Annotated in this window: 27 protein-coding genes; 15 read left to right on the top strand and 12 right to left on the bottom strand. The window is 34.9% G+C overall.

The genetic code is table 11. The features are described 5' to 3' along the window. The first annotated feature begins 38 nt into the window (after positions 1-38). Entirely contained in the window at positions 39-1,655 is a 1,617-nt protein-coding gene (locus AC4PRO_RS07995) for an ABC transporter substrate-binding protein (protein WP_492116961.1), read from the top strand. 173 nt (positions 1,656-1,828) lie between these two features. Next, a complete protein-coding gene (locus AC4PRO_RS07990) occupies positions 1,829-2,350 on the top strand; it encodes a hypothetical protein (protein ID WP_074721252.1) in 522 nt (173 codons plus the stop codon). 10 nt (positions 2,351-2,360) lie between these two features. Here AC4PRO_RS07990 and AC4PRO_RS07985 read toward each other — a convergent pair whose 3' ends face one another. The 9 genes from AC4PRO_RS07985 to hisS all read right to left on the bottom strand — a co-directional run bounded on the left by AC4PRO_RS07985 (position 2,361) and on the right by hisS (position 11,337). Continuing rightward, entirely contained in the window at positions 2,361-3,158 is a 798-nt protein-coding gene (locus tag AC4PRO_RS07985) for a Cof-type HAD-IIB family hydrolase (protein WP_492116960.1), read from the bottom strand. Positions 3,159-3,259: 101 nt separating this feature from the next. After that, a complete protein-coding gene (locus tag AC4PRO_RS07980) occupies positions 3,260-3,478 on the bottom strand; it encodes a putative signal transducing protein (RefSeq protein WP_074721256.1) in 219 nt (72 codons plus the stop codon). Between the two features lie 16 nt (positions 3,479-3,494). Then, positions 3,495-4,145 carry a DEAD/DEAH box helicase gene (locus AC4PRO_RS07975; protein WP_492116959.1) on the bottom strand — a complete coding sequence of 217 codons (651 nt, stop codon included), beginning with the start codon at positions 4,143-4,145 and terminating at the stop codon, positions 3,495-3,497. 72 nt (positions 4,146-4,217) lie between these two features. After that, entirely contained in the window at positions 4,218-5,381 is a 1,164-nt protein-coding gene (locus AC4PRO_RS07970) for a sigma-54-dependent transcriptional regulator (protein ID WP_492116958.1), read from the bottom strand. Positions 5,382-5,453: 72 nt separating this feature from the next. Further along, positions 5,454-6,770 (bottom strand): ABC transporter permease, encoded by a 1,317-nt coding sequence (locus AC4PRO_RS07965; protein ID WP_492116957.1) that lies wholly within the window; start codon positions 6,768-6,770, stop codon positions 5,454-5,456. A gap of 66 nt (positions 6,771-6,836) precedes the next feature. Then, positions 6,837-7,760 (bottom strand): ABC transporter ATP-binding protein, encoded by a 924-nt coding sequence (locus AC4PRO_RS07960; RefSeq protein WP_492116956.1) that lies wholly within the window; start codon positions 7,758-7,760, stop codon positions 6,837-6,839. Positions 7,761-7,888: 128 nt separating this feature from the next. After that, positions 7,889-9,013 carry a molecular chaperone DnaJ gene (gene dnaJ / locus AC4PRO_RS07955; protein ID WP_492116955.1) on the bottom strand — a complete coding sequence of 375 codons (1,125 nt, stop codon included), beginning with the start codon at positions 9,011-9,013 and terminating at the stop codon, positions 7,889-7,891. A 57-nt stretch (positions 9,014-9,070) separates the two neighbouring features. Next, positions 9,071-9,643: a nucleotide exchange factor GrpE gene (locus tag AC4PRO_RS07950; RefSeq protein ID WP_492116954.1), complete on the bottom strand. Its 573-nt coding sequence runs from the start codon at positions 9,641-9,643 to the stop codon at positions 9,071-9,073. A gap of 323 nt (positions 9,644-9,966) precedes the next feature. Continuing rightward, on the bottom strand, positions 9,967-11,337 hold the full coding sequence (gene hisS, locus AC4PRO_RS07945) for a histidine--tRNA ligase (protein ID WP_492116953.1): 1,371 nt from the start codon (positions 11,335-11,337) through the stop codon (positions 9,967-9,969). A 177-nt stretch (positions 11,338-11,514) separates the two neighbouring features. Here hisS and AC4PRO_RS07940 point away from each other — a divergent pair, with 177 nt between their 5' ends. Next, positions 11,515-12,759 carry an ABC transporter permease gene (locus AC4PRO_RS07940; RefSeq protein WP_492116952.1) on the top strand — a complete coding sequence of 415 codons (1,245 nt, stop codon included), beginning with the start codon at positions 11,515-11,517 and terminating at the stop codon, positions 12,757-12,759. A gap of 51 nt (positions 12,760-12,810) precedes the next feature. On the opposite strand, the gene prmC is transcribed toward AC4PRO_RS07940, so the two are convergent. Together prmC and AC4PRO_RS07930 are read right to left on the bottom strand one after the other, a co-directional pair. After that, positions 12,811-13,665 carry a peptide chain release factor N(5)-glutamine methyltransferase gene (gene prmC / locus AC4PRO_RS07935; RefSeq protein WP_492116951.1) on the bottom strand — a complete coding sequence of 285 codons (855 nt, stop codon included), beginning with the start codon at positions 13,663-13,665 and terminating at the stop codon, positions 12,811-12,813. Positions 13,666-13,773: 108 nt separating this feature from the next. Then, positions 13,774-14,259 (bottom strand): GNAT family N-acetyltransferase, encoded by a 486-nt coding sequence (locus AC4PRO_RS07930; RefSeq protein ID WP_074721276.1) that lies wholly within the window; start codon positions 14,257-14,259, stop codon positions 13,774-13,776. Between the two features lie 120 nt (positions 14,260-14,379). Here AC4PRO_RS07930 and ribD point away from each other — a divergent pair, with 120 nt between their 5' ends. The 3 genes from ribD to AC4PRO_RS07915 are packed head-to-tail and all read left to right on the top strand — an operon-like array spanning position 14,380 to position 16,661. Next, positions 14,380-15,423, top strand: coding sequence for a bifunctional diaminohydroxyphosphoribosylaminopyrimidine deaminase/5-amino-6-(5-phosphoribosylamino)uracil reductase RibD (gene ribD / locus AC4PRO_RS07925; protein ID WP_492116950.1), 1,044 nt, complete (start codon positions 14,380-14,382; stop codon positions 15,421-15,423). Then, the gene (locus AC4PRO_RS07920) at positions 15,416-16,018 is read left to right on the top strand and encodes an HAD family hydrolase (protein WP_074721280.1); all 603 of its coding nucleotides are present in this window, start codon (positions 15,416-15,418) and stop codon (positions 16,016-16,018) included. The genes ribD and AC4PRO_RS07920 overlap by 8 nt, the downstream gene beginning before the upstream one ends. A gap of 10 nt (positions 16,019-16,028) precedes the next feature. Beyond that, positions 16,029-16,661, top strand: coding sequence for an IMPACT family protein (locus AC4PRO_RS07915; protein WP_492116949.1), 633 nt, complete (start codon positions 16,029-16,031; stop codon positions 16,659-16,661). Between the two features lie 19 nt (positions 16,662-16,680). Here the strand turns inward: AC4PRO_RS07915 and AC4PRO_RS07910 are convergent, their stop codons facing one another. After that, positions 16,681-17,082: an acyl-CoA thioesterase gene (locus AC4PRO_RS07910; protein ID WP_074721284.1), complete on the bottom strand. Its 402-nt coding sequence runs from the start codon at positions 17,080-17,082 to the stop codon at positions 16,681-16,683. A gap of 194 nt (positions 17,083-17,276) precedes the next feature. Here AC4PRO_RS07910 and dnaA point away from each other — a divergent pair, with 194 nt between their 5' ends. From dnaA to AC4PRO_RS07865, 9 genes are all read left to right on the top strand, one after another. Further along, positions 17,277-18,704, top strand: coding sequence for a chromosomal replication initiator protein DnaA (gene dnaA / locus AC4PRO_RS07905; RefSeq protein WP_492116948.1), 1,428 nt, complete (start codon positions 17,277-17,279; stop codon positions 18,702-18,704). Between the two features lie 7 nt (positions 18,705-18,711). Beyond that, entirely contained in the window at positions 18,712-19,179 is a 468-nt protein-coding gene (locus tag AC4PRO_RS07900) for a low molecular weight protein-tyrosine-phosphatase (protein ID WP_492116947.1), read from the top strand. A gap of 104 nt (positions 19,180-19,283) precedes the next feature. After that, entirely contained in the window at positions 19,284-20,006 is a 723-nt protein-coding gene (locus tag AC4PRO_RS07895; protein WP_492116946.1) for an SAM-dependent methyltransferase, read from the top strand. Between the two features lie 478 nt (positions 20,007-20,484). After that, complete coding sequence (locus AC4PRO_RS07890; protein WP_492116945.1) at positions 20,485-20,979, top strand: YybH family protein; 495 nt, start codon at positions 20,485-20,487, stop codon at positions 20,977-20,979. A 126-nt stretch (positions 20,980-21,105) separates the two neighbouring features. Then, positions 21,106-22,233 carry a methionine aminotransferase gene (locus AC4PRO_RS07885; protein ID WP_492116944.1) on the top strand — a complete coding sequence of 376 codons (1,128 nt, stop codon included), beginning with the start codon at positions 21,106-21,108 and terminating at the stop codon, positions 22,231-22,233. Between the two features lie 86 nt (positions 22,234-22,319). Continuing rightward, entirely contained in the window at positions 22,320-23,201 is an 882-nt protein-coding gene (locus AC4PRO_RS07880) for an SDR family oxidoreductase (RefSeq protein WP_074721295.1), read from the top strand. Between the two features lie 368 nt (positions 23,202-23,569). Next, positions 23,570-24,178, top strand: a complete 609-nt coding sequence (gene udk, locus AC4PRO_RS07875) for a uridine kinase (RefSeq protein WP_074721297.1) — start codon at positions 23,570-23,572, stop codon at positions 24,176-24,178. Between the two features lie 123 nt (positions 24,179-24,301). Then, positions 24,302-24,625, top strand: a complete 324-nt coding sequence (locus AC4PRO_RS07870) for an FtsB family cell division protein (protein ID WP_074721299.1) — start codon at positions 24,302-24,304, stop codon at positions 24,623-24,625. A 32-nt stretch (positions 24,626-24,657) separates the two neighbouring features. After that, a complete protein-coding gene (locus AC4PRO_RS07865) occupies positions 24,658-26,025 on the top strand; it encodes a methylmalonyl-CoA mutase subunit beta (protein ID WP_492116943.1) in 1,368 nt (455 codons plus the stop codon). Positions 26,026-26,063 lie beyond the last annotated feature (38 nt).

The raw sequence follows: 26,063 nt of genomic DNA, 5'->3' as shown, positions 1-26,063 counted from the left end.
AAAAAGAGTTTGCAAATTTACGTACAATATTCTTTAAAATGAAATCAATAATTCACTATATATCAACACTTTGTATTGTATTAACATTTGCTTCCTGTGGAAAAGACAGTACAGAAAATAAAGACCATCTTGTTTTTCGTTACAATGAAAGTGCTAATATCACTTCTCTTGACCCTGCTTTCTCAAAAGTACAATCAAACATCTGGGCTTGTAACCACATTTTCAATGGTTTACTACAACTGGACGAAAAATTAAATATCCAACCCGATATTGCCAAATCTTGGACTATTTCTGCTGATGCGAAAACCTATACTTTTACGTTGCGAAATGACATCTATTTCCAAAAACACATCTTATTTGGTAAAGACAGCACCAGAATTGTAAAAGCCTCCGATTTTGAATACAGCCTCAACCGATTACTAGACGAGAAAGTAGCTTCTCCCGGTGGTTGGGTTTTACAAAACGTAGAAAGCTTCAAAGCACAAAATGACAGCGTTTTTGAAATCAAACTAACCAAACCTTTTCCCGCTTTTCTAGGTTTAATGGCCATGAAATATGCCTCGGTCGTACCAAAAGAAGTGGTGTCCCATTATGGTAGTGAATTTCGTTCACACCCTATAGGAACAGGTCCTTTCCAAATGAAACTATGGGAAGAAAACGTAAAACTGGTCTTGCGAAAAAACCCTTTATTTTATGAAAAAGACGAAAAAGGAAATTCACTGCCTTATCTAGAAGCCGTTGCTATTACTTTTTTACCAGACAAGCAAAGTGGTTTTCTACAATTCATACAAGGAAAATTAGATTTCACTTCCGGTCTTGATCCTTCCTATAAAGATGATATTCTGACCCAAAAGGGAGAACTACAGCCCAAATACAAAAACGAGATCAACCTGATTACTGGGCCTTACCTTAATACCGAGTACCTTGGATTTAGAATGGATGGCAACAACAAAGCAGTATTAGACTTACGTATTCGGCAAGCGATGAATTACGGTTTCGACCGCCAAAAAATGATTACCTATTTGCGAAATAATATGGGAACGCCGGCAGTAAACGGAATTATCCCTGCAGGTTTACCCAGTTTTAATAATGCCAAAGGATACTCCTACGATATCGAAAAAGCGAAAAAATTAGTGAATGAGTATAAGAAAGCTACGGGTGACAAAAATCCTGTTATTCAATTAAGCACGAATGCTTCTTATGTAGACATTGGAGAGTTTTTGCAACGAGAGTGGCAAAAAATAGGATTAGACGTTCAGGTCGATATAAGTCCTCCTTCTACATTGCGTCAAGCTATTTCTACCGGTAAAGTTTCTTTTTTTAGAGCGAGTTGGATTGCTGATTACCCTGATGCTGAGAATTATTTATCGCTGTTTTACAGTAACAATTTCTCTCCAAACGGACCAAACTACACTCATTTTAAAAATGAAGAATTCGATCGTTTATACGAACAAGCCTTTAAGGAAACGGATGATCAAAAACGTTTTGTTTTGTATCAAAAAATGGACAAAATCATTATTGACCAAGCACCAATAATTCCTTTGTTTTATGACAAAGTAGCCCGGTTTACCAGAAAAAATATCACAGGCTTAGGAATTAACCCCTTGAATTTATTGAGTCTAAAAAAGGTGAGAAAAAAATTAAATCAATTTTAAAAAATAAGATACTAGACACGATCACAGTACTCTATTAAAAATTATTAGGAGTAATAGTAACAAATCATAGATTCCTGCATTTACTTTTAAAAAAAGACTTATTTTTGACGTGTAAAGAAAATTTGTCGAAGAAATCCTATCGAAAAGCCACAACAGCAAATTAAAACTCAACTATGAAAAATTTATACTCAACACTATTTTTAATTTTTTCCTGTATTACAATTTCACAAGCTCAAAGCAATAATATTACATCATCAAACCCATTTCCCACATTAAGCACATTGACTACCTGGGCTACTTACAATTCTCAAACTAAATTTGATTTAGAAATTAGAGCTTTAGGATTTACATTTGAAGAAAAAACAGCAGCTACAGCAACGACCTCCTATACTTACATTCGCAAAACTGCAGTTAGCAACATTAACTATACCGATCGTATTGTGTATAAAATTGCCAATAACAATTCTGCAAGTATCATTTCATTAGTAACCGCTTCAACTGATTTAGTTAGTTTTTACACGCCACAACTAATGAGTTATAAAAGTATGAAATGTGAAAATGAAATGGCCAAAGATGCTAAAACGACTTGCTCATGTTTCGAAAATGCTAAATTTTCAATAGATATTTGTGACGAAAGAGTAAAATTATCAATGGGTGACGGTAATACCTATTTCCTTTCAGTTGCAATAAAATAAAGCTGTATTTTTAATTTAAGATAAAACGTCTTACTACCTCAGCAACACCGTGGTCATTATTTGAGGCAACAATAACATTCGCTCTGTCTCTTAATTCAGGAGTAACGTTATCGACCCAGACACCCAAGCCCGCATATTCTATCATCGTCAAATCATTCCCTGCGTTCCCAACAGCGATAATTTCACTTTGCTGAATACCCAGTTTCTCTGCCAATATTTTTATACTTGCTGCTTTGTCTATACCATTTTGCGCCACTTCGAGGAAAAAAGGTTTTGACATACTCACGCTCAAATGAGGCATGGCTAGTTTCAAGTCCTTCTCCACTGCTTTTAGATAACTTGGCTCTTCCAATAAAATACATTTCACAGCCGATGAAGTAACAGCAGCCTTGAAATCCAATACTTTATTGTGCAATAAACCTGTAATATTTAGCTCAATATCGATATACTCTGAATTTGTTTCGCTCACTACTTTACCATCAAGATACGTAATGATATGCGTTTTACTTTTTATGCTATACTCGTACAACTCGTGTATTTGCTCCTGCGTTAAGGTTTGTTCAAAAATTACTATGTCCTCTTTTAAATCGGTGATTACAGCGCCATTATAAGAAATCATATAGGAATTGTCCATTTTCAATTCTTTGGCATAAGCAATCATTGCAGGCGTTGGTCTCCCCGATGCCAAAATAACATACACTCCTTTTTCCTGCGCTTGTAAAAGCATTTCTTTATTTTCTTCCGAAATTTTATGGTCGTCTGTCAACAAGGTATCATCCATGTCTATCACCAGCATCTTATATTTCATCTGTTTTTTTTTTATAATTGTGATACAAATCATTAAAAAAGAAAACCCTGATATCATAATTGACAGCCAGGGTTTAATTTGTATGAATAATCAATTCTTTATTAAATACTTAATCTAAATTCTTCGATAACTGGATTTGCTTTTGCAAAATCAGTTTCCTGTATGAAAACCTCAACAGCCGAACCCGAACTTCCAAAACCCGCTAATCTAGCAGATTGAATATTATCTTTCATCACTGTATCAACACCTGCTGCTTCAATTTTTTCTTTTAAAGCCAATGCTAATATTTCACTTCCTGAAAACACTTTCATTAATCCCATGGTAATTTATTTTATATTATTTTGTATCCTCTTCTTCCTCATCCTCTTCTTCGCCTTCTTCTATTTCGAATAGATAAGGCTCTACCATCATTTTATCAGCAAGACTTTCTATTCTATCCGATAGCCTATCCGCGAAGATAATGCGCTGTGTTTTATTGATACTATTAGACATACGCATCAGTTTAGTTTCATGACGTAATTTCAATATAGGATCTGCGTCATCAATAATAAACATTTTCAATCTGTTCACATTAAAACCTGCAGTAGTAAACATTTCGTTTAACTTAATTGGCGTCCCTATCAATACATCAACTCCACCTGAAATATAATTTTTGTCATATTCCATATCTCCTCTATCGTGCACTCCGTATACTACCAAATCAGTATATCTCTCGAATTTTTCGAAGATGGCTTCCATTTCTAACACCTTGGCTTTATCTTCCACGATAATCAAAGCACGAGGCGATTGTTCTCCCTCACAAACCAATTGTTGAATCACATTGATGACAATTGTAGTTGACTTTCCACTACCTTTTGGCGCAATAATAATACAGTCTGCACCACTTTTCAACGTAGAAAAAGTCTCTTTTTGTAAAGTATTAGCTTCGGTTAAACCATTATCAACCAATCCTTCTCGTAACTTTTCGTTTATTTTCTTTAATTTCATTTGGTATTATTGAAAGAGTAAAAAACAGTAATATTGAATTCCAATTTCTGTATTTTAGTCATTAATTTATTTTTATTTACTGGCAAACAGCTTCACGTCACTCTCAGAAATTTCACTTCCTCCAAGGATAATCAAACGCTCTACTACATTACGCAATTCACGAATATTTCCAGTCCAATCGTATTCCTGCAATAATTTAACAGCGTCTCCAGAAAACTTCTTCACTGCATTTCCTTGCTCAGAAGCAATTTTTTCTGCAAAATGAGAAATCAGCATTGGGATGTCTTCACGTCTTTCATTTAATGAAGGTACTTTGATCAAGATTACGGCCAGCCTATGGTATAGATCCTCACGGAAACGACCTTCGGCAATCTCCGTTTTCAAATCTTTGTTGGTGGCTGCCATTACGCGAACGTCAACCTTAATGTCTTTATCTGCTCCTACTCTTGTAATCATGCTTTCTTGCAACGCACGTAATACTTTGGCTTGAGCCGAAAGACTCATGTCGCCAATTTCATCCAAGAAAATAGTTCCTTTATCTGCAGCTTCAAATTTACCAGCACGATCTTTTACTGCTGACGTAAAAGCTCCTTTTACGTGTCCAAACAATTCACTTTCTATCAATTCAGAAGGAATCGCGGCACAATTCACTTCGATTAAAGGAAAATTAGCGCGTTCACTTCTTTCGTGTAACTGATGCGCCACTAATTCCTTACCCGTTCCGTTTGGACCCGTTATAAGTACACGCGCATCTGTTTGGGCTACTTTGTCAATCATCACTTTTATATGACCGATTGCTTCGCTATCACCAATCATTTCGTAATTCTTGCTGACTTTTTTTCTTAAAATCTTATTCTCAACTACGAGTTGTTTTTTGTCCAATGCATTTCTGACCGTATTCAACAATCGGTTTAAATCCGGTGGTTTTGAGATATAATCAAAGGCACCCAGTCGCATTGTATTGATAGCCGTTTCCATATCGCCATGACCAGAGATCATAACAATAGGAATTTCTGGTTTTATTTTTTTAACTGCTTCAAGTAATTCGACACCATCCATTTTTGGCATTTTTATATCGCACAAAACAAGATCGTAATCGTTATTTTTTATTTTTTCATAGCCAGCCACACCATCTTCTGCATCTTCAACCTGATAGGTATCGCTCTCTTCAGAAAGTATTTTAGTCAGTACTCTTCGAATAGCGGCTTCGTCTTCTATGATTAATATTTTACTCATATCTATTTTGATTATTAGTATTTGGCTTTTTGAAGTTCCGTCTCAACGAAACAACAAGCAACCAAGTAAACTTTAATATTTAAGCCATTTGTATAACTCTTTCCACGTTGGTTTCTTTCCGTACATCAGGATTCCCACACGATATATTTTTGCTGCAAACCAAACTACTGAAAAGAAAGTGGCAAATAACAAGCTTACCGAGATGGCAATTTGCCACAAAGGTACGCCAAACGGAATTCGCATTAACATAACAATAGGCGATGTCAGTGGAATCATCGAAAAAACAACTGCTAGAGTACCGTGCGGATCATTGATTACACTAAAAAATCCTACATAAACACTCAGCATTAGAGGCATAATGATAGGCAGAAGAAATTGTTGAGAATCGGTTTGATTATCAACAGCGGCACCAATTGCAGCGTAAAAAGAGCTATATAGAAAGTATCCTCCAATAAAATAAACTACAAAACCGATCAATATACTCGCTATGGGTAAATTCCATAACTCCTTGATATACATTTGTGCGGTACCAGACAATTCATGTTGTGCCTGATCCATTAATTCCGGTGAAACTCTTGCCGTTGGGCCAACATTTACTCCAAAAAATACTGAAGCGGCAAACATCAGCGAAAGTCCTATTACAGCCCATATAAAAAACTGAAGGATTCCTGCCAGTGAGGTTCCAATAATTTTACCAATCATTAATTGAAATGGCTTAACCGATGAAATAATAATTTCGATAATACGATTTGTCTTTTCTTCGATCACACTCCGCATCACCATGTTACCATAAATGATAATAAACATCATGATTAGGTATCCAAATCCACCTCCAATGGCAATTTTTATTTCATTAATTCCTTTTATACTTTGCTCTCCTGAAGCTTTTGCCAAGCTTATATTAACCTTTGACTGGGCCTTTCTGATTGCCAAAGTATCCAAATTTGCTTCTTCCAGATTGGTTTTAGTGATTTTATTGGCAACGATATCCTGAACCTTTTCTATAAACGATATGCTCGGACTACTGTTAGATATAAATTGAATTTTATTTTCTAGTTCGGCAGCATTAGTGGTATTCGGGATCAGCAATAAACCCTCATAATTTTCATTAGTGATACTATCTTTTAAGAATTTCGAATCCATTAAAGATAAATCAAGGTATTTATATTCACTTTTCGGATTGTTTTGCGCTATAAATTCTTTAACAAACAAACCCGATTCATCATGAATCGCAATTCGTTTTGTTTCTGCTTTCATCGAACTTAAATACCCCACAAATGCGGCAATACCCACAAATAGCAGCGGACTTAAAAAGGTCATAACTATAAAAGATTTATTACGCACTTTGGCAATAAACTCTCTTTTTATGATTAATGAAATAATACTCATAATTTATAATTTTCAAATATATAATTCCAATACCATATTTGGCTCTAGAATTTTTAAAATTAGGATTTACTTTTCGCTTACTGTTTGAATAAAGATATCATTGACACTTGGAATTTTTTCCACAAAATGAGTGACTTGTCCCCGTTGCGTCAATACTTGCAGCAACTCATTTGGCATTGCATTACCAAGTTGGATTTCGAGCTTTAACTCTTTTCCAAGTGATTTAAAATTTGCTGGAGAAACCGTAAATTTTTGAGTGATATCGTACATCAGACCTTCGACATTATCAGATACAATACCTACCTCAAAACTATTGGTTTTGAATTGTCTTTTAACATCGTCTAACTTTCCTTCAATCAGTTTATTTGATTTATGGATTAATGCAATATGATCGCACAGTTCTTCTACACTTTCCATGCGGTGTGTAGAAAATATAATCGTAGCGCCTTCATCTCGCAACGCCAGAATCTCATCTTTAATTACATTCGCATTTACTGGGTCGAAACCAGAAAAAGGTTCGTCAAAAATCAACAATTTAGGTTTGTGCAACACACAAACGACAAACTGAATTTTTTGAGCCATTCCTTTGGAAAGTTCTTGAATTTTTTTATTCCACCAACCTTGAATTCCTAATCTATCAAACCAATATTCCAACTGTTTTTTGGCTTCTGCTTTCGATAGCCCTTTCATTTGAGCCAAATACAAACATTGCTCTCCCACTTTCATACTGGTATACAAGCCTCTTTCTTCTGGAAGATAGCCTATGTATTGTACGTGTTTGGGCTGCAGTCTTTCACCGTCAAGGATGATTTCACCGCTATCAGGCAACGTAATTTGATTTATGATTCGGATTAAGGATGTTTTTCCGGCACCATTTGGACCTAAAAGCCCATAAATACTGCCTTTCGGAACTGTTAATGAAACTTCGTTAAGCGCCACATAATCACCATATTGCTTTACGACTTTATTGACTTCAAGTAGAGTACTCATGCTAAATTTTGAATTTGTGTAAAAGTAAATAATTAGTATCGAAATAGATATAATTGTTACATAAAAAAACCCACCCTCATTTTCACAAGGATGGGAAACTTATATTTAATTTTTAACCTTTATAAAAATTAAGAAAACATATCTTTTACTTTCTCGAAAAATGATTTGTCTGATTTTTCAGGATTTGGAACAAAATGTTCATCACTCATATTATTTTCGAAAAATAACTTTTGCTCTTTACTTATCGTTTTAGGAGTCCATACATTTACATGTACTAATAAATCTCCACTTGCGTATCCATTTATATTTGGAATACCCTTTCCTTTCAGTCTAAGAATCTTACCAGATTGAATTCCTTCTTCTAATTTGATTCTTACTTTTCCGTTTATGGCTTCAATATCTTTGGAAACTCCAAGAACTGCTTCAGGAAAACTGATGTATAAATCGTAATGCAAATTCTCTCCTTCGCGTTTCAAAAATTCATGCTCTAACTCTTCGATAGCTACAATTAAATCACCTGGAACACTGTTTCCTGGCGCATCGTTTCCTTTGTTAGAAACTTTTAACTGCATCCCATCAACAACCCCCGCCGGAATTTTTATAGAAACCGTTTCATCTTCAACAATCATCCCTTGAGAATCTGCCTCTGATGGCTTTTTATCTAGAATCTGACCTGATCCACCACAGGTAGGACAGGTAGATGCTGATTGCATTCTTCCTAGAATTGTATTAGTAACACGCATTACTTGACCTTGCCCGTTACAGGTAGAACATGTTTTATAAGACACACCTGGGGCCTGAACTTTACGTTTTACTTTTACTTTTTTCTCAACACCATTAGCAATTTCTTCTAATGTCAATTTTACTTTGATTCGTAGGTTGCTTCCTTTAGTTCGGCGTTGACCTCCACCTCCGCCTCCAAATCCGCCACCACCTCCAAAGGCGCTACCGAAAATATCACCAAACTGACTGAAGATATCATCCATGTTCATCCCAGGATGACCTCCGCCACCGCCAAAACCTCCAGAACCATCAAAAGCTTGGTGACCATATTGATCGTATTTTGCTTTTTTGTTTGGATCGCTTAAAATTTCATAAGCTTCAGCAGCTACTTTGAACTTTTCTTCTGCCGATTTGTCCCCAGGGTTTTTGTCAGGATGATGCTCTAATGCTTTTTTTCTGTAAGCCTTCTTTATCGCTGCTGCATCAGCACCTTTTGAAATGCCTAATATCTCGTAAAAATCTTTTTTCATCTTTATTTTTTCTTGTGAAAGTACGGACACAATTAATCGCGTCTAAACCTGCCTAAATTACTGGCCTATAACAACTTTAGGGAATCGAATAATTTTATCTCCTAATTTATATCCTTTTTCAAGAACGTCAACAATTTTCCCTTTCATCTTAGGAGCAGGAATTTGAGTAATTGCTTCAGCAAAATCAGCATCAAATGCATCTCCAGCTTTCACTTCTACTTGTTCTAATCCCTTTGAAACTAGCGTGCTTTTCAGTTTTTCATGAATAAGCTCTACTCCTTTCAATAGTAATTCGTCTTCCGATTTAAGTATTTCGACTAATGCTCTGTCAAAATCATCTAAAACAGGTAGCATAGCTAAAAGAACCTCTTGATTTGCTGTTTTATACAAGTCAATACGCTCTTTTGAAGTTCGTCTTTTGTAATTTTCAAATTCTGCAAATAATCGTAAATATTTATCTTTCTCTTTCGCTAAGTCTTGCGTCAATTGCTCTTCAACACTTAACTCATCAGCAACAATTTGCTCTTCATTCGCATTGTTCTCTAATGTTACATCATCCATCTCTTTATCGATTTCTGTATTTTCAGTAGTCATATTACCCGTATTTTTAAAAATATTCTTAAACTTCATTTTTTTCACTTTTCTTTTAATTGCAAAAGTACTGCCAATTCTAACTAAATGTCAAATTGTCATTCTTTTTTTTAATAGCAATTTTTTATGATACACAGAATAATAGCCTCTCTTTTTTATATTAATTTAAATTTTAATAAAATTTTAAGACTATTACAGTTTTGTTTCTATAAGTTTGTTATCGGTTCTAATCTAGATTAAATTTTTAATCTGTTAAAAATCAAATTTAAGGTTGGTTTCTAAATATTATTAATTCAAGAATACCTTATATTAAAAAAAGCTTTGTTTACTAACAAAGCTTTTTTTTATGCGTAAAATTTAATTTACAGCAACGCGTTTTTCAAACCTTCAAAATTAAGAGAAAGCTGCTCTCCAGTTACTAAATTTTTAAGTGAATACGAATTTGACGCAATCTCTTGCTCTCCTATTATTACCGCAAAAGGAATGTTTCTTTTATCAGCATGTTGAAACTGTTTTGCCATTTTTGCATTATCCGGATACAATTCTACTTTTATCCCTGCAGCTCTTAATTTTTGTATCGCCTGTAAAGCATAAAATGCTTCGGCATCACCGTAATTAATAAACAACGCCTTTGATGCTGCGGTAACGGTTTCAGGGAAAAGATTCAACTCTTCTACCACCAAATAGATGCGATCTAATCCAAATGAAATCCCAACTCCGCTCATGTTTTTCAATCCGAAAATCCCAGTTAAATCATCATATCGACCTCCACCACCGATGGAGCCCATAGCTACTTCTTTAGGAGGCGCTACTTCAAATATTGCACCAGTGTAATAATTCAGTCCACGAGCAAGTGTAACATCAAGATCTAGTATTGCCGATGTTAATCCCAATTTCATTACATTTTCGCAAATAAAACGCAATTCTTCAACTCCTTTCATCCCTTCATCTGAAGAAGCCAAAAGCAGCCCTAGTTTTTCGATTTTCTCAGCAATTGTTCCTGTGAAATTAAAAAGAGGTTGGACTTTTTCTATCGCTTCTGCTCCAATTCCCTTTTCTATCATTTCTTTTTTTACACCATCCTCGCCTATCTTATCTAGTTTATCAAGCGCAACAGTAAAGTCAATCAGTTTATCAGAAGCACCAATCACTTCAGCTATTCCTGATAATATTTTTCTATTGTTAATTTTAACGGTCACTCCTTTCAAACCTAATTCGGTAAAAACAGTGTCATAAAGTTGCACTAATTCTACTTCTTGCCACAAAGATTTAGACCCAACTACATCAGCATCACATTGAAAAAACTCTCTAAAACGCCCTTTCTGAGGTCTATCAGCACGCCAAACCGGTTGGATTTGGTATCTTTTAAAAGGGAATTCGATATCATTTTGATGTTGCACTACATAACGAGCAAAGGGAACGGTCAAATCATAACGCAAGGCTTTCTCTGAAATACTCGATGTCAACTTTGTACTGTCTTTATTTTCTAAATGCGTAGCATTAGCTTTCGCCAAAAAATCCCCAGAATTTAGAATCTTGAAAATCAAACGATCTCCTTCTTCTCCATATTTTCCCATTAAGGTTTCTGAATTTTCAAACGATGGTGTTTCTATTGGTTGAAAACCAAATTTCTCAAAATTATTCTTAATGATTTGGATAATATATTGACGTTTTGCCACCTCAGCAGGTGAAAAATCTCTAGTTCCTTTAGGGATGCTCGGTTTTGATGCCATTGTTTTTAATTTAGGATTTATAATTTAGGATTCAGGATTTAAACAGATGGTAAACAATTCCCAATTCGTAAACTCCCAATTCGTAAATTCAGATTGCAAATATCTTATTTTTAAAATAAATAACACTCCTTCCAAAACAAACTTGTAACAAAAATTGTATTTTCGTGTCAAACTACCATGATGCTAAATTTATTCAAAGAAAACGTACGAATTGCTTTTGGTTCTATTAGGACCCAAATATTGCGTACCTCGCTCACCGTATTAATTATCGCTATAGGAATTACAGCTTTAGTGGGTATTCTGACTGTGGTTTCTGCCTTGGAGAACACTATCTCTTCTGATTTTGCATCCATGGGAGCCAATACTTTTAACGTCAAGCAATACGAAAACACAGCGCAAAGACGAGGAGGAGACGAACGTGAAATTATAAATCCTATTATTTCCTACCCCGAAGCAGTCGATTTTAAAAATAAATACGATTATCCCTTTACAGAAACTTCCCTATCCTTTACGGCAACTTCTACTGCAGAAGTAAAATATGAAGCGACAAAAACAGATCCTGAAATTGCAGTTGTTGGTGTTGACGAATATTTTATGACGAACTCAGGTTTAGAAACAAGCTTAGGAAGAAATTTTACGGGTTTTGATATTGATAACAATAACTATGTTTGTATCGTAGGTTCAGATTTTGGTAAAGGATTACTTAAAGACACAAACCCTATTGGAAAAACAATTTCGATACGTGGCGCAAGGTTTAAAGTAATTGGCATCTTAAAAGAGAAAGGTTCCACTTTTGGTAATAAACAAGATCTACGAGTTTTAATTCCAATACAAGTCGCTCGATCCTTATTTACAGCACCAAACATTAATTATACCATGAGCATCATGGTTTCTAATAAAGAATTACTGGATCAAGCCATCGATCACGCCATCATAACGATGCGTAATGTTAGAAAGTTAAGCCCCGTTAGAGACAATAATTTTGGGGTTGTGCGCAGTGATGATCTTATCAATAGAATCCTTGGGATTACCAAATACCTTGGCTTAGCTTCCTGGTTGATAGGAATTATTACCGTTTTAGGATCTTCTATTGCCTTGATGAATATCATGATTGTTTCGGTAACTGAAAGAACACGAGAAATAGGAGTAAGAAAAGCATTAGGAGCCAAAAGATCTACTGTCGCTATTCAGTTTTTCATAGAGACTTTACTCATTGGTCAACTGGGAGGTATTGTAGGAATAATTTTAGGTATTTTAATCGGTTACGGAATCGCGACTGCTTTAAGTTTTGCATTTGTCATTCCCTGGGGAGCCATCATGGCTGCTTTTTTCACCAGTTTCATGGTCGCTATCGTTTCCGGCTTGTATCCTGCGATTAGAGCCGCTTATCTAGACCCGATTGAAGCTTTGCGATACGAGTAATTCTATGACAAACCAGGTCTTTTATTGACTTTTAAAGAGTTGCTAAAAATCTTAAATCGTCCCTCGTAACATTCTGTCATTGCCATAAATATCTTTTCGTAATTCAATGTTTTTGAAATTCATATTCTTCAGCAAAGCGACCATGTCTTTCACTAAATATTGATTAATCTCAAAAAATAACTGTCCGTTGTCCGAAAGATTTTTCTTTGCCAATGCTGCGATTTTTTTATAAAAAATAAGTGCATCATCATCTTCTACAAAAAGAGCTAAATGAGGCTCATTGTTCAAAACATTTTTCTTTATTTCCTGTTTCTCTAAATTCCGAACATAAGGAGGATTCGAAACAATGATATCAAATTGTTCCTTTAAATCCTCTGTCTCTAGAATATTCTGGGTTATGAATTTTACATCGACTTGGTTTAGAATAGCATTTTTTTTGGCTGTAGCCAAAGCCTTTTCAGAAACATCAATTGCGTAAACTTTAGCATTCGGTATATTTTTAGCCAATGAAATAGCAATGCACCCGCTTCCCGTTCCAATATCTAGAATCTTTAAATCTTTCAATCGCTCAGTCTTTGAATTCCCCTCAATAATCCACTCCACCAATTCTTCGGTCTCGGGTCTCGGAATCAATACGTTTTCATTTACTTCAAAATCTAATCCATAAAAACTAGTTTTTCCCAGTAAGTATTGAATGGGAATCTCCAACTTTAATTGCTCTAGGATCGAACTCCAAAGTATTATTTCCTTTTCCGAAAAAAACAACTCGGGATTCAGAGCTAAATCAATTCTTTTCAACTGACGCTTTTCCTCTAGTATCAGGTAAAAAAAACTCTCGGATTCACCTTCATCATAAATCGGAAGTAGTTCTTGAATAAATTGGCTTCTGTATTCTTTAATTTTCATGGTGTTTGTATTTCAACTTTCTGAAATAAATTTTTAAACTACTCCTTCTTATTTCTATTTCAATATTAAAAAAGGAACAAGGAATTTTGAATGTTCAATTTTGGAATTTTATAACTTCTTAAGCATCCAAACTGGACAAGAAACATGACCCGTACTTCCCATGGGAGCATCGATGTATTCGAAACCTACTTTTTTGTATAATTTTTGAGCATCATGCATAAAAGGCATCGTTTCCAAATAGCAATTTTCGAAACCAAAATCTTTCGCGCTTTGCAGACATACAGCCATTACTTGACCCCCTATCCCCTGACCACGTGTTTCAGGCAAAAAATACATTTTTTGTAATTCGCAAATGGTTGCAGCTTCATTTTCAAGAGGAGCCACTCCCGCCGAACCAACTATTTTTCCATTATTTTCAACAACATAATAAACTGATTTGGGTTTATTGTATTCCTCAAACATTAAGTCTAAATACGGATCAGCATAAGCCGTCCCTACTTTTGGGATATTCAATTCATCAAAAACCGCTCTTATTAACTGAGCAACAGCTTTATTATCTCTTTTTTCTATTTTTCTAATAATCCAATTTTCCATTCTGTATAACTGCTTGTTTATAAAAAGACAAAAATAGAAATTGTTTACCGTTATTTTCAGAAGTTTCAAAACTAATCCCAAAGATTATAGGCAAACCCCAAAAATAACTACTTTTGCATTGTGAAGAGACATGAAAAATACATCCAGCGATGCATCCAATTAGCCAAAAACGGCCTAGGAACCACCTATCCTAATCCGATGGTGGGTAGCGTAATTGTTTATGAAGATAGAATTATAGGAGAAGGCTGGCATAAAAAAGCGGGCGAACCTCACGCCGAAGTAAATGCCATCAATTCCGTCAAAGACAAATCCCTATTAAAAAAAGCAACCATTTACGTAAGCTTAGAACCTTGCAGTCATTTTGGAAAAACACCTCCTTGTTCTGATTTAATCATAAAAAATGAAATTCCACAGGTAGTTATCGGAACGGTTGACCCAAATATAAAAGTGGCTGGAAACGGAATAAAAAAATTAATCGAAGCTGGAATAGAAGTAACCGTTGGGATTCTTGAAAACGAATGCCACGAACTGAACAAACGGTTTTTTACTTTTCATCAAAAGAAAAGACCCTTTATTATTTTAAAATGGGCAGAAAGTCAAGACGGTTTTATCTCTCCCAAAACAAAGTCAGAACAAAAACCGGTTTGGATCACTAACAGCTATTCAAGGCAATTAGTTCATAAATGGAGAAGTGAAGAACAGGCAATTCTTGTGGGAACGCAAACAGTCATTGACGACAATCCAAAATTAGATGTAAGAGACTGGTCGGGAAACAATCCTACCAGAATTGTTTTGGATCAGAACAATCGCATAGCAGAAAATAGTCATATACTTGACAATCAAGTAAAAACAATTATTTTTTCAAAAACAAAAACGAATACCGACAAAGAAAACCTTACCTTTGAAATCCTTGATTTTAAAAAAAACATAGCAAGCCAAGTGGCAGATGCCATATACAAACATCAAATTCAATCGGTGATTATTGAAGGAGGCCGGCAAACACTGCAAACTTTCATTGATGCTAATCTCTGGGATGAAGCACGAGTTTTTAAAGGCAATATCTTTTTTAAAGAAGGCACAAAAGCTCCGATACTAAGCGGATCTTATTTGGAAAAAAACATAATAGTTCAAGATGAACTTCTAATATCCAGAAACCATGATTAACGCAATTATTTTTGATTTTGGAGATGTATTTATTAATTTAGACAAACAAGCCACTGTTGACGGACTACGAAATTTAGGACTTACGGAGTGGAATGACGATTTAAACCAGTTGAATATTCAATTTGAAACCGGTAAAATATCCCCTGAAAAATTCATTGGAGGCATTCAAAAACACATTCCGACTGCTAGTACTGATGAGATTTTAAAAGCATGGAATGCCATTTTACTAGATTTCCCTTTATATCGATTAGAATTTCTACAAATGCTATCTAAAAAATACCGCTTGTTTTTACTCAGCAACACTGATGCAATACATATCGAAACATTCGAACAAAATAATGGTGCGTCTTTTTACGGTGATTTTTACAAGTGCTTTGAAAAAGTTTATTTTTCGTTTGAAATAGCGATGAGAAAGCCAAATCTTGAAATTTACAACTACGTTTTAAACAAACATGATTTGCAAGCAAAGCGCACTCTATTCATCGATGACAAAAAAGAAAACACAGACGCTGCGCTATCACTAGGGTTTCAAGTATGGAATTTACAGGTAGGCCAAGAAGATGTGGTAGACTTATTCAATAAAAATATAATTTAGAAAACCGCTTTTGGAAATTAAAGACACCTACAATACCATCGCATTCGCGTCGGAAGAAATACTATATAAAGAAAAAAACAGTAAATTTTTTGGCTCAGCCTATCCTATTCAATCAGAAGACGAAGTAAAACCGATTATTGAAGGCTTAAGGAAAAAGCATCCAAATGCAGGTCATTTTTGTTATGCCTACCAAATAGGTACCGACACGCTTTCTTACCGAGCCAATGACGATGGAGAACCAAGCAATAGCGCAGGAATGCCTATTTATGGCCAAATTCAGTCCTTTTCTCTCACAAAGACACTAGTAGTAGTCGCTCGACTTTTTGGAGGCGTTAAACTAGGCGTTGGCGGATTAATATCTGCTTACAAAACAACTGCACAACTCACGCTTGAAAGTTGTGAAATTATCGAAAAAACGATAGATATCCATTATCAAGTTTCCTTTGATTATAAAAACATGAATAAAGTCATGCGAGTAATTAAAGAAAAAAAGCTAGAAATCGTATCTCAAGAAATGGAGATAAACGAAGAAACTGGTTTACCGATAGGAAAAATCGAGATAAAAACGCGAAAAAAAAATGCCGAAATGATTTTCGACATTTTTAATTCTATATTTGAAATTGACATAAATATTACAGAATAAATATTTTTTTCCTTAATTTTTACATTTTTAAAAGCTTCTCCAAGACATACTCGGGTGGAAGTGTCGGCCGGGCCGTCTTCATGTTCACAAAAACCAAAATTGAGCTAGCAATTGTTAACAACTCCTCCTGCTCATTGTAAATTTCATAATCAAATTCAATCTTAACGGAGCTCTGACTTTTAAAAATAGTTTTTACCCTCAAAAGGTCATCGTAACGGGCTGGTTTTTTATAATTTATATTCAACGAAACTACCGGAAGCATAATCCCATTTTCTTCCATCCATTTATAAGAAATCCCAAGGTTTCTAAGCCATTCCACGCGTCCCATCTCAAAATACTGAGCATAATTCCCATGATAAACAACCCCCATTTGATCCGTTTCAGCATACCGTACCCGTACGTTAAATTCGTGTTCTTTCATATTATATTTTATTTATTTTTATTACATTTTTAGCTTCCAAATACTACTTACAACAATAATATTACATAATCAACCCCTAAATATTTTTTTTTACAGAAATTTGTTCACATATTTGTTACCCCGAAAAATAGTGCTTTTTTAAGCATTATTTAATAAGACAAAGATTACTAAATAAAATAATTTACATAGAATTTATGAACAAAACTGCTCAATCAGTATGGGAAAACTGCTTGTCTTTTATAAAAGACAACATTCAGGATCAAGCATTCAAAACTTGGTTTGAACCTATTAAATCAGTTGAACTTACCGATAACGCATTATATATTCAAGTACCAAGTAAATTTTTCTACGAATGGCTAGAAGAGCACTATGTAAAATTATTAAAAGTCGCCTTAACTAAAGAACTTGGTAAAAACGCGAAGTTACTTTATAAAATTAAGATGGAAAACACTTATGGCAACAAACAACCGTTTACGGAACAATTGCCAAGTGCGAATCGGGCACCGATGAAACCTCAAAATATTGACGCTCCTTTTAAAAACCTAGACCCAGAATTAAAAAATCCATTTGTAATTCCTGGAATTAGAAATTTAAAAATTGAATCGCAGCTGAATGCAAACTATAGTTTTGACAATTTTCTTGAAGGAGACTCAAATAGATTAGCCCGTTCAGCAGGTATGGCTGTTGCCAATAAACCAGGAGGAACCTCCTTCAACCCATTATTAATTTTTGGTGGTGTAGGGCTAGGTAAAACACACTTAGCACATGCAATAGGTGTAGAAATTAAAGATAAATATCCAGAAAAAACAGTTTTATATATTTCAGCTGAAATTTTTACCCAACAATATATTGATTCAGTAAAGAAAAATAACCGAAATGATTTTATTCATTTCTATCAGCTTATTGATGTTTTAATTATTGATGATGTACAATTCCTATCTGGTAAATCGGGGACACAGGATGTATTTTTCCACATCTTTAATTACTTACATCAAAATGGAAAACAGGTTATTCTTACTTCTGATAAGGCACCCGTTGACATGCAAGATATCGAGCAACGCTTGTTATCTCGATTCAAATGGGGATTGTCTGCAGAATTGCACCAACCGGATTACGAAACTAGAATCTCTATCTTGAAAAACATTCTGTATCGTGATGGTGTTGAGATTCCAGAAGAAATCATAGAATATGTAGCGCGTAATATCAAATCGAATGTAAGAGAACTTGAAGGAGCGATAATCTCTCTAATCGCTCAATCTTCTTTCAATAAAAAAGAAGTAACAATCGAATTAGCAAAAAGCGTCGTTGAAAAATTTGTGAAAAATGTAAAACGCGAAATTTCGATCGATTATATTCAGAAAACAGTTTCCGATTATTTTCAATTGGATTTAGAAACGTTGCAGTCGAAAACTAGAAAGAGGCATGTAGTGCAAGCAAGACAATTAGCGATGTTTTTTGCGAAGAAATTTACAAAAGCTTCTTTGGCGAATATTGGACACCAAATTGGAGATCGTGATCATGCGACTGTATTGCACGCTTGTAAAACGGTTGACAATCTTGTAGCTACCGACAAACAATTCAAGAAATTTGTTGAAGATATCCATAAAAAATTAACGCTATAAACGCATCATGTCCATAAAAATTTTAATGGTTTGTTTGGGAAATATTTGTCGGTCACCCTTGGCCGAAGGCATTTTAGCCTCTAAACTTCCCAAAAATAAATTCACTGTAGCTTCTGCAGGAACAGGATCTTGGCATATAGGTCATGCTCCAGACGCACGTTCGATAGCCGCGGCAAAAAACCACAACCTTGACATTTCCAATCAAAGAGGACGTCAATTCAAAACCGCCGACTTTGACACTTATGATTATATCTATGTAATGGACAATTCTAATTATACGGATGTAATTAATCTTAAAGAAAACACAGCCCACAAAGACAAAGTACAAATCATATTAAATGAATTGTATCCAAACGAAAACGTAGACGTTCCAGATCCGTATTTCGGAATGACAAACGGATTTGAGATTGTCTATGGTATGCTCGATGAAGTTTGTGATATCATCGCCGACAAATTAATAGCTAAGCACGCTTAAATTAGTATTCTTTGGATTTTTAAACTTGTCGAAAGGTTTAATTATCTATTTAATCCTCTATTTTTGTCAAACAATTTCGATTAAAAAACATAAACGTACCCATAATGAAACCAGCTACTCTTTTAGGAAAACTATATTTAATCCCTACAACAATGGGAGATTGTGACCCGATGGATGTTTTACCGCAGACCGTAAAAAGAACTATAGATTTCATTGATTACTATATTGTTGAGAATGAAAAAACAGCTCGTAAATCAATCAAAGAAGTACATCCCGAAAAAAAACAATCAGAATTAATTCTTTTTGTTTTGAACAAACGTACCGAAGTGAAAGAACACCAAGACTTCATCCAACCTTTATTAGAAGGTAAAAATGTAGGTCTAATGAGTGAAGCGGGATGTCCTGGCGTTGCAGATCCTGGCGCTGTAATCGTTAAATTAGCGCATGAAAATGGCATACAAGTGGTACCGTTAGTAGGACCTTCTTCTATCCTTTTAGCTATGATGGCCTCAGGAATGAACGGACAAAGCTTTACTTTTCACGGTTATTTACCTATCGATAAAGACGAAAAAAGAGTCAGTTTTAAAACTCTCGAAAGAACCTCTTTCGAAAAAAATCAGTCTCAAATTTTCATTGAAACACCGTACCGTAATAATAACTTACTAGAAGATTTATTACAGACGTTGCATCCAGAAACCCATTTATGCATTGCCACAGACATCACATTACCAACCGAGTACATCAAAACCAAGAGAATTTCGGCTTGGAAAAAAGAAAAAATCGACCTGCATAAACGTCCAACTATTTTTATTATCCATAAAATGTAATTTTGTGAATACAAAAGAATAATTTAAATATAAATTAGCATCCCTAAACCTTTAAACTATTTAAATAAAAGTAACTAGTAGAGATATTCGTGTATTCTTATTAGGTATGTTAGCTTTTTTAATATTTGAATCAATCTATAGCTGGAAAGAATCTAAAGATGCCTTTATGAAAGCCTATGACGACGGAAGAAATCCCGCTTCTACTATCGTGATAAAATAAAACTCTCCTGAATAAACTAAAAAGCAATCATAAAAAAAGAGATCAGTTAATAAGCGATCTTTTTTTCATGATTGCTTGTTCATTAACAATTGTCTTCCAAATATTTAACGACTAGTCTTATTTTACTTTATGACTCAAAGTAAAATAAAAAATCAAAATGACCACTTTAAATACTGATAATCAATATTTTATAATTAAATTTATTAACCCTTAATCTTTAACTTAATCAATTATGTTAAATTTTAAAAAAATATAATTATGAAAAACAGTATTTTTAAGGGAGGATTATTGGTAGTTATCATGTCTTTGATGGTAGCTTGTAATCAAAAGAAAGAAGTTCCCGCAGTCCTGGTTGACAAAGAGGCAATCAAAACTGAAATTCAAGCAATGGAAAATGCTTTTGCCGAAGCCTACAATAACCGAAACCCCGATGGAATAATTTACTATGCGGAGGATGCTGTTAGTTTTTCAAACGGTAAAATGCCCATAGAAGGAAAAAAAGCGATTCATGAATCCATGAAAACCGAATTACTTACTTTCCCAAAAGGCGCAAAAATCGCTTTCGAAACTCAAGAAATCCATCCTTCAATTGATGGGAATATGGTAGTCGAAATCGGCCGATATAAGGTAACGGACTCCACAGATACAAAAATCAATAGCGGACATTTTATCAGTCTTTTTGAAAAAAAGGAAGGAAAATACATTTGCATCAGAGATATGGGGAATTCAGATATGCCCATGGCGAAAAAATAAAAACAATAAAGAAAGACACTCCGCAAGAAGTGTCTTTCTTTATTTTATCTAGCACTTCTGAATCTTAAAGAAACAGCATATTAACTCAAACCATTTGCTTACTTTTAGAGTACTAAAAAGAAAGGTATGTCAAAACTCCCAAACATTACTACGAGTATTTTTACCGTAATGTCAAAAATGGCTACAGAACATGGCGCCATTAATCTTTCGCAGGGTTTCCCTAATTTTCCTGTTGATTCTCTATTAACCGATATTGTCACCCATCTGGCCAAAGAGAATGTACATCAATACCTTCCCATGGCGGGCTACCCACCTCTACTGTCTAACATAGCGCTTCTGGTCAAAAAATCCTACCGAAGAATTATTCTGCCAGAAATAGAGATACTGATAACTGCGGGCGCTACACAGGCTATTTTTACCACTATTCAAGCTTTAGTTGAGACTGACGACGAAGTAATTATTCTAGATCCAAGCTATGACTGTTATGAAGCTCCTGTATTATTGTGCAACGCAACGCCGGTACGCGTTTCTCTAAACGATGATTATACCCCAAATTGGGATACTATCGCAAAAGCATGTTCTGCGAATACTAAAATGATTATCATCAATAATCCACATAATCCAACTGGAAAGATTCTGACCCAATCCGATTTTGAAGCCTTAGAATCGATACTCAAAAAATATCCAAAAATTATCGTCCTCTCTGATGAAGTTTATGAATACATCACTTTTGAAGAAAAACATATTTCGGCGCATACTCGCATCAATCTCCTGAACCGTTGTGTCATGGTTTCTTCGTTTGGGAAATCATTTCATGTTACTGGTTGGAAAGTAGGCTATCTTGTCGCCCCGGAACATTTAATGAACGAAATTAAAAAAGTACATCAATTTTTAGTTTTTAGCGTCAACAGTCTTTGCCAAGTAGCAATAAGCGAGTACCTAGATGTAGTTTCGATTGAAGGAATTGGAATTTTATATCAGGCGAAAAGGGATTACTTCAGAGAACTATTGAAAACAAGTAGGTTCGAACTCCTTCCATGTGAAGGTACATATTTTCAAGTAGCTTCCTACGCCGCTATTTCTAATGAAAATGATGTAGATTTTTGTAAACGATTAATCACGGAATATGGTGTAGCTGCGATTCCTATTTCGAGTTTCTATGAAAATGGAAAAGATCTTCATTTAATCCGTTTTTGTTTTGCAAAAGACAATGCGACTCTAGAAGAAGCGGCAAAAAGGTTATGCAAAATCTAAGCCTATGAATTTTTGATTTTAATATGCGTGCATACTATTTAAATTTTTCTATATTTACAATGCCAAAAAAAAAAAACAAACTAATTATGAGTTATACCGATAAAATGTTGCGCGACGATGCGCTAAAAGGAAAAGTAATAGTTGTTACTGGTGGCGGTAGCGGTTTAGGAAAAGCAATGACCAAGTATTTCCTGGAACTGGGAGCAAATGTTGCCATTACTTCAAGAGACTTAGACAAATTAAAAAATACTGCTTCAGAACTAGAGGTAGCAACCGGAGGAACTTGTTTGCCGCTACAATGTGACGTACGTCATTATGATCAAGTAGAAAACATGTTGCAAAGTGTATTGAAAGCCTTTGGAAAAGTAGATGTTTTGCTAAATAATGCAGCAGGAAATTTCATTTCCCCAACAGAAAGATTATCTGCGAACGCCTTTGATACGGTTATTGATATCGTTTTAAAAGGAACAAAAAACTGTACACTTGCTTTTGGTAAACATTGGATTGATACCAAACAAAAGTCTTCAACGGTATTAAACATAGTAACTACGTATGCTTGGACTGGTTCGGCTTATGTTGTACCTAGCGCTACTGCAAAAGCAGGAGTTCTTGCCATGACGCGAAGTCTTGCTGTAGAATGGGCAAAGTACGGAATCCGTACCAACGCAATTGCACCTGGACCTTTCCCTACCAAAGGAGCATGGGACAGATTGATGCCCGGCGATCTTGCCGAAAAATTTGATATGGCAAAAAAAGTACCGCTACAGCGTGTGGGAGACCACCAGGAATTAGCCAATTTAGCCGCTTACATGGTTTCTGATTTCTCTGCTTATATAAATGGTGAAGTCGTGGTTATTGACGGTGGTGAATGGTTGAAAGGCGCTGGTCAATTTAATATGTTGGAAGCTATTCCTGAAGAACTTTGGGACCAACTGGAAATGATGATAAAAGCAAAGAAGAATAAATAAGTAAGATCTGAATTCTTTTTAAAAAGAGAGAGCCATTTGTTTGGTTCTCTCTTTTTGTTTTTAATACTACCACTTCTTCCTCACTACTAGTTCAATTTGGTAAATTTCGTTTTTTTTCCAATGATCATTTAATAGCCCGGATAGTAGTGAAAAGCGTTGCAGCCCAAAAGCTATTCTTTTCCTGGCCTAAAAAAGCGACTAGAAGAAGCTCTTTATAGGGCATCGGAAAAACAGCTTTCGGGCAAAAACTTGAAACGGATAGCCGGAATAGCTACTTCATTTAAAACCCAATATTTTATGCGAAAAATAAAAATCACTCCCGATTTAATTCCTATTTTTGCACTATCAATTTATAACAACACCATTATATGCTCATTATAGGGATTGCAGGCGGAACAGGAAGCGGAAAAACTACCGTAGTTCATCAGATTATGAATGAATTACCTGAGACAGAAGTCGGAATTATTTCTCAGGATTCTTATTATAAAGAGAACCACAACTTATCTTTTGACGAGCGGGCTTTAATTAATTTTGATCATCCTCGCGCTATAGATTTCGAATTGTTAGTTGCCCATTTAAAAGAGCTTAAAGAAGAGAAAACAATACAGCAGCCCGTCTATTCTTTTGTTACTCATAACAGAACGGAAGACACCATTACTACTCATCCCAGAAAAGTAATGATTGTGGAAGGGATTTTAATACTGGCCAACCCAGAGTTACGCGATTTGTTTGACGTAAAAATTTATGTTCATGCTGATTCTGACGAAAGACTGATTCGCCGTATGAAACGAGACATTGCCGAACGCGGACGTGATATGGACGAGGTTCTTAGCAGATATCAAAACACCCTAAAACCAATGCATCAGCAGTTTATAGAGCCTACTAAAGCATTTGCAGACATTATCATACCGAATGATAAATACAATACGGTTGCAATTGACGTAGTTCGTGCCGTAATAAATCAAAGAATTCTATAATTTTATTGTAATTTTATCACGTTACAATTTTAAGAAACAATCCTGATTGTTATCGGGAAATGTTTTCTGTTTCAATTCAGGTCAAGACGATTAATTTTTACTGTACTCGGAAATAAATAAAACATGACAAATCCGCATAAAGACAAACCTTGGTTTAAATTTTTAAGCAATAAATATGTGTGGGTGTTGTTGTTTTTTTCAACTTGGATGATTTTTCTGGATAACTATTCGTATTTTGACCATCGATTTCTAGACAATCAAGTCAGCGAACTCGAGGATAACAAAGAGTACTACCAAGAAGAAATTAAAAAAGACGAAAAACAGATTAAGCAATTGAAGAACCCAGAACAAATAGAAAAATATGCTCGCGAAAAGTATTACATGAAAAAAGATAGCGAGGATATTTACATCATAGAATTTGAAGGTGACAGCATAGAAAAAAAATAATAAATCTTGAATTATTAAAAATCAAAATTAAAATGGCTACTAATTTATTCGAAGATTTCGATCCTGTTTCTTCCAAACAATGGAAACAAAAAATCCAATTTGAACTAAAGGGAGCAGATTACAATGAAACCTTAATCTGGAATTCGCCAGAAGACATTAAGGTAAAACCTTTTTATCATAAAGATGAGTTTACAAAAGCAGCAGCGGTAAACACGAAAGCATCTGAATTTAAAATTTGTCAAAACATTTTTGTTTTCGACATTGAAAAATCAGTAGAAAGGGCCTTGGACACTTTGAACAGAGGTGCCGATAGCCTTCGTTTTACTTTAGAAAATGATACTGTAGACGTAGCAAAACTTTTGGAAAAACTTCCTATAGAAAACGTTGCTGTTTACTTCAATTTTAAATTTTTCTCAATCGATTTCGTCAAAAAGATTGATGCAATAATATATAAGAAAAAGGCCATTGCGCATTACAACCTAGATCCAATAGGGCAATTAGCTCGAGACGGCAATTGGTTTACAACTACAGATAAAAACAATTTTGATTCGTTGAACTTACTTTCTACAGCGATTCCAAACAGTTCCATAATTAGTATTGACGCTACCTTATATCAAAATGCGGGAGCCAATATGGTACAGCAGCTTGCTTACACCTTAGCGCATGTCAATGAATATTTCAACAGAATTCCGGTTATCAGTCAGCCGATAGTTATAGAGGTTGCCGTGGGAACCAATTATTTCTTTGAGATCGCAAAGCTAAGAGCGTTGCGATTGCTTTTTAATTTAGTCGCTAAAGAATACAACCATAACTTAGAATGCCATCTTTTAGTTTCTCCTACAAAACGGAATAAAACGCTTTATGACTACAACGTAAACATGTTGCGTACTACAACCGAGTGCATGTCGGCAATCCTAGGAGGAGCAGATGCAATTGCTAATTTGCCTTACGATTCACTATATCATAAAGACAATGAATTTGGAGATCGAATCGCCAGAAACCAATTATTAGTTCTAAAAAACGAAAGCTATTTTGACAAGGTAAATAACCCTGCGGACGGAAGTTATTATATTGAAACATTGACTATTCAATTAGCCGAAAAAGCATTGACTTTATTCAAAGATATCGAAGCCAATGGCGGTTTTCTTAAACAATTGAATGAAGGCATCATCAAAAGGAAAATTCAGGAAAGCGCTGATAAAGAACAGGAACTTTTTGACTCAGGAAAAGAAGTCTTGCTAGGAACTAATAAATACCCAAACAAAGACGACAAGATGAAACAGGATTTAGAATTATTTCCTTTTGTAAAAGTCAAGCCAAGAAAAACCTTGATCACTCCAATAATCGAAAAACGATTAGCCGAAAAAGTAGAACAAGAACGTCTGGATTTAGAAAAATAGTGTAGAACTGCAATCAGTCAACAATACGTATAAATTAG

This window comes from Flavobacterium sp. DW-iso2 (assembly GCF_058725285.1).
This window is presented reverse-complemented; position numbering and strand designations above follow the sequence as displayed.

Coding starts and splice junctions, on each gene's coding strand:
- udk (WP_074721297.1), top strand. CDS start 23,570: ATGCTCATTATAGGGATTGCAGGCGGAACAGGAAGCGGAAAAACTACC.
- AC4PRO_RS07895 (WP_492116946.1), top strand. CDS start 19,284: ATGAAACCAGCTACTCTTTTAGGAAAACTATATTTAATCCCTACAACA.
- AC4PRO_RS07910 (WP_074721284.1), bottom strand. CDS start 17,082: ATGAAAGAACACGAATTTAACGTACGGGTACGGTATGCTGAAACGGAT.
- AC4PRO_RS07900 (WP_492116947.1), top strand. CDS start 18,712: ATGTCCATAAAAATTTTAATGGTTTGTTTGGGAAATATTTGTCGGTCA.
- AC4PRO_RS07970 (WP_492116958.1), bottom strand. CDS start 5,381: ATGAGTAAAATATTAATCATAGAAGACGAAGCCGCTATTCGAAGAGTA.
- AC4PRO_RS07930 (WP_074721276.1), bottom strand. CDS start 14,259: ATGGAAAATTGGATTATTAGAAAAATAGAAAAAAGAGATAATAAAGCT.
- AC4PRO_RS07865 (WP_492116943.1), top strand. CDS start 24,658: ATGGCTACTAATTTATTCGAAGATTTCGATCCTGTTTCTTCCAAACAA.
- AC4PRO_RS07920 (WP_074721280.1), top strand. CDS start 15,416: ATGATTAACGCAATTATTTTTGATTTTGGAGATGTATTTATTAATTTA.
- prmC (WP_492116951.1), bottom strand. CDS start 13,665: ATGAAAATTAAAGAATACAGAAGCCAATTTATTCAAGAACTACTTCCG.
- AC4PRO_RS07985 (WP_492116960.1), bottom strand. CDS start 3,158: ATGAAATATAAGATGCTGGTGATAGACATGGATGATACCTTGTTGACA.
- AC4PRO_RS07975 (WP_492116959.1), bottom strand. CDS start 4,145: ATGAAATTAAAGAAAATAAACGAAAAGTTACGAGAAGGATTGGTTGAT.
- AC4PRO_RS07885 (WP_492116944.1), top strand. CDS start 21,106: ATGTCAAAACTCCCAAACATTACTACGAGTATTTTTACCGTAATGTCA.
- AC4PRO_RS07870 (WP_074721299.1), top strand. CDS start 24,302: ATGACAAATCCGCATAAAGACAAACCTTGGTTTAAATTTTTAAGCAAT.
- hisS (WP_492116953.1), bottom strand. CDS start 11,337: ATGGCATCAAAACCGAGCATCCCTAAAGGAACTAGAGATTTTTCACCT.
- AC4PRO_RS07995 (WP_492116961.1), top strand. CDS start 39: ATGAAATCAATAATTCACTATATATCAACACTTTGTATTGTATTAACA.
- dnaA (WP_492116948.1), top strand. CDS start 17,277: ATGAACAAAACTGCTCAATCAGTATGGGAAAACTGCTTGTCTTTTATA.
- AC4PRO_RS07965 (WP_492116957.1), bottom strand. CDS start 6,770: ATGAGTATTATTTCATTAATCATAAAAAGAGAGTTTATTGCCAAAGTG.
- dnaJ (WP_492116955.1), bottom strand. CDS start 9,013: ATGAAAAAAGATTTTTACGAGATATTAGGCATTTCAAAAGGTGCTGAT.
- AC4PRO_RS07950 (WP_492116954.1), bottom strand. CDS start 9,643: ATGAAGTTTAAGAATATTTTTAAAAATACGGGTAATATGACTACTGAA.
- AC4PRO_RS07880 (WP_074721295.1), top strand. CDS start 22,320: ATGAGTTATACCGATAAAATGTTGCGCGACGATGCGCTAAAAGGAAAA.
- AC4PRO_RS07940 (WP_492116952.1), top strand. CDS start 11,515: ATGATGCTAAATTTATTCAAAGAAAACGTACGAATTGCTTTTGGTTCT.
- AC4PRO_RS07960 (WP_492116956.1), bottom strand. CDS start 7,760: ATGAGTACTCTACTTGAAGTCAATAAAGTCGTAAAGCAATATGGTGAT.
- AC4PRO_RS07890 (WP_492116945.1), top strand. CDS start 20,485: ATGAAAAACAGTATTTTTAAGGGAGGATTATTGGTAGTTATCATGTCT.
- AC4PRO_RS07980 (WP_074721256.1), bottom strand. CDS start 3,478: ATGGGATTAATGAAAGTGTTTTCAGGAAGTGAAATATTAGCATTGGCT.
- AC4PRO_RS07990 (WP_074721252.1), top strand. CDS start 1,829: ATGAAAAATTTATACTCAACACTATTTTTAATTTTTTCCTGTATTACA.